The sequence below is a fragment of the Merdimmobilis hominis genome, from assembly GCF_900104615.1.
In the GTDB taxonomy this organism is placed as follows: domain Bacteria; phylum Bacillota; class Clostridia; order Oscillospirales; family Ruminococcaceae; genus Merdimmobilis; species Merdimmobilis hominis.
The window spans coordinates 1-2,673 of record NZ_LT629938.1; the positions used below are offsets into that span (position 1 = coordinate 1).

General features: G+C 52.1%; 2 tRNA genes and 1 rRNA gene. All 3 read right to left on the reverse strand.

The window, feature by feature from the left end:
• Positions 1 to 11: 11 nt before the first annotated feature.
• A tRNA-Glu gene (locus tag BQ5353_RS00020) sits at positions 12 to 86 on the reverse strand.
• A 3-nt stretch (positions 87 to 89) separates the two neighbouring features.
• Positions 90 to 165 (reverse strand) — tRNA-Lys (locus tag BQ5353_RS00025).
• Between the two features lie 67 nt (positions 166 to 232).
• Positions 233 to 2,673 (reverse strand): 23S ribosomal RNA (locus tag BQ5353_RS00030); the annotation flags it as partial.

Here is a 2,673-nt window from a genome sequence, read left to right on the forward strand (position 1 = left end):
ATCATTCTTTTTGGTGACCCGTGCGGGACTCGAACCCGCGTTGCTGGCGTGAGAGGCCAGAGTCTTAACCGCTTGACCAACGGGCCGCATGGTGCACCATCAGGGACTCGAACCCGGGACCCGCTGATTAAGAGTCAGCTGCTCTACCAACTGAGCTAATGGTGCAGGGTTGGGTGAGCACAATACTCTGCACACTCAAAATTGAACAATGAAACTAAGAATCCAAAAGATTTTGGTCAAGCCCTCGACCGATTAGTACTGGCTAGCTAAACGCATCGCTGCGCTTACACATCCAGCCTATCAACCTTGTAGTCTTCAAGGGGTCTTACCTGTTAAAACAGTGGGATATCTTATCTTATGGTCGGCTTCACGCTTAGATGCTTTCAGCGTTTATCCGGTCCGCACATAGCTGCCCAGCTGTGCCACTGGCGTGACAACTGGTGCACCAGAGGTGCGTCCATCCCGGTCCTCTCGTACTAGGGACAGCTCCATTCAAATATCCTGCGCCCACGGCAGATAGGGACCGAACTGTCTCACGACGTTCTGAACCCAGCTCGCGTACCGCTTTAATTGGCGAACAGCCAAACCCTTGGGACCGAATACAGCCCCAGGATGCGATGAGCCGACATCGAGGTGCCAAACCTCCCCGACGATGTGGACTCTTGGGGGAGATCAGCCTGTTATCCCCAGGGTAGCTTTTATCCGTTGAGCGATGGCATTTCCACTCACATACCACCGGATCACTAACTCCAACTTTCGTTACTGCTCGAACCGTCGCTCTCGCAGTTAGGCTGGCTTATGCGTTTACACTCTAGGGCATGGTTTCCGTCCATGCTGAGCCAACCTTTGAGCGCCTCCGTTACCTTTTTGGAGGCGACCGCCCCAGTCAAACTGCCCACCTAACAATGTCCCCCAGCCAGATTCATGGCTGCAGGTTAGAATTTCAGTACTTCAAGAGTGGTATCCCAACGGTGGCTCCACCAGAACTGGCGTCCTGGCTTCCAAGCCTCCCACCTATGCTGTACATGAAATACCGAAATCCAATATTAGGCTACAGTAAAGCTCCATGGGGTCTTTCCGTCTAGCCGCGGGTAACCGGCATCTTCACCGGTACTACAATTTCGCCGGGAGGGCTGTTGAGACAGTGTCCAGATCGTTACGCCATTCGTGCGGGTCAGAACTTACCTGACAAGGAATTTCGCTACCTTAGGACCGTTATAGTTACGGCCGCCGTTTACTGGGGCTTCGATTCAATGCTCTCACATCTCCTCTTAACCTTCCAGCACCGGGCAGGCGTCAGCCCATATACGTCATCTTTCGATTTAGCATAGACCTGTGTTTTTGCTAAACAGTCGCCTGGACCTATTCTCTGCGGCTCACTCTCGTGAGCACCCCTTATTCCGAAGTTACGGGGTCAACTTGCCGAGTTCCTTAACAACCCTTCTCCCGTTGGCCTTAGAATTCTCTTCCTACCTACCTGTGTCGGTTTGCGGTACGGGCGCCTAAGATATACACAAAGCTTTTCTCGCCACCGTCCAAGCATGCTTCCCTACTAAATTTCGGTCCCTTACGCCCGGGGCTACCAACGCCCGGGTCATGCCCTTTCAATGTGTCCCTTTGCTTAAATCTTTTGGCGGCTACGGAATTTCTACCGTATGTGCATCGGCTACGCCTTTCGGCCTCACCTTAGCTCCCGGCTAACTTGGAGCGGACGAACCTTCCTCCAAAAACCTTAGGCATTCGGCCATTATGATTCTCACATAATTCTCGCTACTCATTCCGGCATTCTCACTTGTATGAAGTCCACGCCCGCTTCCGCTAACGCTTCACCCCTCATACAACGCTCCCCTACCACGCATCTTGCGATGCATCCCAAGCTTCGGTGATGATTTTAGCCCCGTTACATTTTCGGCGCAGGATCATTCGACCAGTGAGCTATTACGCACTCTTTAAATGTGTGGCTGCTTCTAAGCCAACATCCTGGTTGTTTTCACAATCCTACATCCTTCTCCACTTAAACCATCTTGGGGACCTTAGCTGTGGGTCTGGGCTTTTTCCCTTTTGACTGCGAAACTTATCTCACGCAGTCTGACTGCTGCAGTCGGCATTATCTGGCATTCAGAGTTTGATAGGGTTCAGTAACCTCTCGGCCCCTAGCCCATTCAGTGCTTTACCTCCAGTAATGATCTGCAACGCTAGCCCTAAAGCTATTTCGGGGAGAACCAGCTATATCCGAGTTCGATTGGAATTTCTCCGCTATCCACACCTCATCCGCCGCCTTTTCAACGGAGGTCGGTTCGGTCCTCCATGGAATTTTACTTCCACTTCAACCTGGACATGGATAGGTCACCCGGTTTCGGGCCCAATGCATGAAACTCTACGCCCTATTCAGACTTGGTTTCCCTTCGGCTCCGGACCTGAAGTCCTTAACCTTGCTACATACATTCGCTCGCCGGACCGTTCTACAAAAAGTACCTTATCACACATTGACGTGCTCTAAGTGCTTGTAGGCACAGGGTTTCAGGTTCTTTTTCACTCCCCTCCCGGGGTGCTTTTCACCTTTCCTTCACAGTACTATACGCTATCGGTCACTGAGGAGTATTTAGGCTTGGAGGGTGGTCCCCCCGACTTCCCACGGGGTTTCACGTGTCCCGCGGTACTCTGGATCCTGCT